The organism is Brachyspira catarrhinii (assembly GCF_005518285.1).
Classification (GTDB): domain Bacteria; phylum Spirochaetota; class Brachyspiria; order Brachyspirales; family Brachyspiraceae; genus Brachyspira; species Brachyspira catarrhinii.
Map to the genome: position 1 here is coordinate 1 of NZ_SJDU01000277.1, position 3,136 is coordinate 3,136.

Annotated in this window: 3 protein-coding genes; 2 read left to right on the plus strand and 1 reads right to left on the minus strand. The window is 32.4% G+C overall.

The window, feature by feature from the left end:
* Together EZH24_RS09295 and nadE are read left to right on the plus strand one after the other, a co-directional pair.
* Positions 1–640, plus strand: a 640-nt coding sequence (locus tag EZH24_RS09295; RefSeq protein ID WP_137998880.1) for a S1 RNA-binding domain-containing protein, incomplete at its 5' end; no start/stop codon positions are given.
* A gap of 24 nt (positions 641–664) precedes the next feature.
* Complete coding sequence (nadE, locus tag EZH24_RS09300; protein ID WP_137998881.1) at positions 665–2,575, plus strand: NAD(+) synthase; 1,911 nt, start codon at positions 665–667, stop codon at positions 2,573–2,575.
* 238 nt (positions 2,576–2,813) lie between these two features.
* Here the strand turns inward: nadE and EZH24_RS09305 are convergent.
* The coding region (locus tag EZH24_RS09305; protein WP_137998882.1) for a thermonuclease family protein at positions 2,814–3,136 on the minus strand (323 nt) is incomplete at its 5' end.

A 3,136-nucleotide genomic window follows, 5' to 3' on the forward strand; every position in this document is an offset into this window, starting at 1 on the left:
AAAACTTACTGGAATATCGACTCAAATATTAAAAGAGGCTTTGGAACAGGCTAAAAAAGCGAGATTCTTTATTTTGGATAAAATTGACGCCACAATATCGAATCCTGCCGAAATATCCGAGTTTGCCCCTAAATTCAAAATGATTGGAGTCAATCCAGATAAAATTAGAATTTTAATCGGTCCTGGCGGAAAAAATATTAAAGCTATAATCGATGAAACGGGAAGCGATGTCGAAATACAAGACAGCGGAATCGTGAATATATTTGCGCCAGACGGTCCTACATTGGAAAAAACCATAAATTTGATTAATTCTTATGTGAAAGACCCCGAAGTTGGAGAAATATACGAGGGAACGGTTAAAGATATTAAAGAATTCGGTGCTTTTGTGGAAATATTGCCCGGGGTAGAAGGACTTTGTCATATATCCGAATTGGCTTACAAACGAGTCATGAATGTGGAAGAGATTCTTAAAATTGGCGATAACGTTAAAGTTAAGATTATAGACAGCAGAGGCGGAAAATATTCTTTAAGCAGAAAGGCTTTGCTTGAAAAACCAGACGATTATACGGAAGAAGAAAATAATAATAGAAGAGATAATAGAGATAAAAAGAGACGAGATAATAATAGAAAAAGATATTAATATTAATTATAAATTTTTTGTTTTATGAAAATAGCGCTATCTCAATTTGAAATAATTCCTTCGATGCCTGCGGATAACGCGGCAAGAATGATAAAATTTATAGAAGAGGCAAGAGAAAGTAAAGCGGATATGATAATCTTCCCCGAGCTTTCAATATCTGGTTATTTAATCGGCGATATGTGGGAAAGCGAATCTTTTATAAGAGAATGCGAAGAGTTGGGAGAGGAGATAATAAAAGCCTCGAAAGATATTTTTGTAATATTTGGAAATGTTGCGATTGATAAGAATAAAAAAAATTTTGACGGAAGAGTAAGAAAATATAACGCATTGTTTTTGGCTAAAGACGGAAAACTTATAAAAAATTCGCAGTCAAAAATTCCATATCCTTTTATAATAAAAACCTTGCTTCCAAATTATAAAGAATTCGAGGACCCGAGGCATTTTTTTAGTTTGAAAGATTTGATTTTTGAAAACGCCATAAAATATAATAAAGATAATTTTGATATAAAAGAATATTTTAAGCCCGTTGAAATAGAAATTAACGGAGAGAAAATTAATCTGGGTTTGACTATTTGCGAAGACGCTTGGAGTTCGAATTATAATTTATCTCCCATGGATATTCTAAATGAAAATACGGATTTATTTGTCAATATTTCGAGTTCGCCCTACACTTTAATAAAAGACAATAAGCGCCATAAAATGTATTCGGAGATTGCGAAAAAATATAATAAGCCTTTAATATATGTCAATAATGTCGGCATTCAAAATAACGGGAAAACGGTTTATACTTTTGACGGCGGAAGTTCGGTATACGATAATAACGGAAATATAATTTTAAACTCAAATCGATACGAAGAGAATTTATATTATATCGAAATGGATTTAACAAAAAAAGAATATCCAAAAGCGATAATTATAAAAGAAGAAAACGAATATAAATTAATTTACGATACGATTATTTACGGAATAAGAAAATTTATGAAGTCGATTGGAATAAATAAAGTCGTAATTGGAGTTTCGGGCGGAATAGATTCGGCTTTGTCTTCGGCAATGTATGTGAATGCTATCGGAAAAGATAATGTTTTGCTTGTGAATATGCCGAGCAAATTCAATTCAAACACTACAAAAAATTTGGCGAAAACTTTGGCGGAAAATTTAGGTTGCGCTTATATGGTAGTCCCAATTCAAGAGTCGGTAGATTTTACGATAAAACAAATTGAAAACTGCCCAATGATAATAAAAGACGGCAAAGAAAGTTTTTTAAAAGTTTCTTCATTCGCTTCTGAAAATATACAGGCAAGGGACAGGTCGTCAAGAATATTATCGGGTTTGGCGGCTTCTTTCAGCGGAGCGTTTACCTGCAACGCGAACAAAACGGAGACTATGGTTGGATATTCCACTTTATACGGAGACGGAGCGGGATTTTTTGCGGCATTAGCGGATTTGTGGAAATACCAAATATACGGACTTGCAAAATATATAAATCAAAATATTTTCAAAAAAGAAATCATTCCCGAAGGCAGTATAAATATTGTTCCATCGGCGGAATTATCGAACGCTCAAGCGGTTGACGAAGGAAAAGGCGACCCTATAAAATACGATTATCATGATTATTTATTTAAAGCGTTAATGGAATCTTGGAATAGAATTATCCCCGAAGATATTTTACAGATGTATATTGACGGAGTATTGGAAGAAAAAATAGGATGCGAAAAAGGAATTATAAAAAAATATTTCAAAAGCGATTTGGAATTTGTGGAAGATTTGGAAAAATGGTGGCGACAATATATGGGAATGGCAATCTCAAAAAGAATACAAGCTCCTCCGATACTTGCGATTAGCAGAAGGGCTTTCGGTTTCGGAAATAGAGAATCTCAAAATAGAGTTTATTATACTTCAAAATATTTGCGTTTGAAAAATAAAATTATTTCTTAATGATAAAATTATTTATTATTTTTATTTAAAATTATCGTCTAAAAATTCAAATCTCGTATTGGAAGTAATATAGAAATTATCAAACGGCAAAGTTTTGGAACAAAAAATATAATGAACATAAACTTAAATAAAATTATAGCAAATATAATAAAGGACAAGGTTTTATTCCTATTCTTTTTTGTTGTTTAAATTACTTATATCAGATTAATTATATTATTAAAAATATATTTACCAAACTTTAACTCCCCCCATCGTAAGATTTTGCCAATCCATTTTTAAGGCGTCTGCCCACTGTAAGTGTCATATACTCGGCAACATCCACATCGCCAACTTTAACGCTTGCCAATAATCTAAAATATTTATCCCGTCCAAGATTATATAAAATAATTTTTTGTCCCGAATTCAATAATTTTTGGCAACATGCCCGCAGAAGCGCCAATTCCTCTTTTGCTTGAATTGATATTTTTCTTATTTCTTCTCTTTTGTCGTTTAGCTCGGGAGTGTCTATTCCTCTTATCCGAACGGCTATCTCTTTACCAAATACATCGGGAACATTTTCTA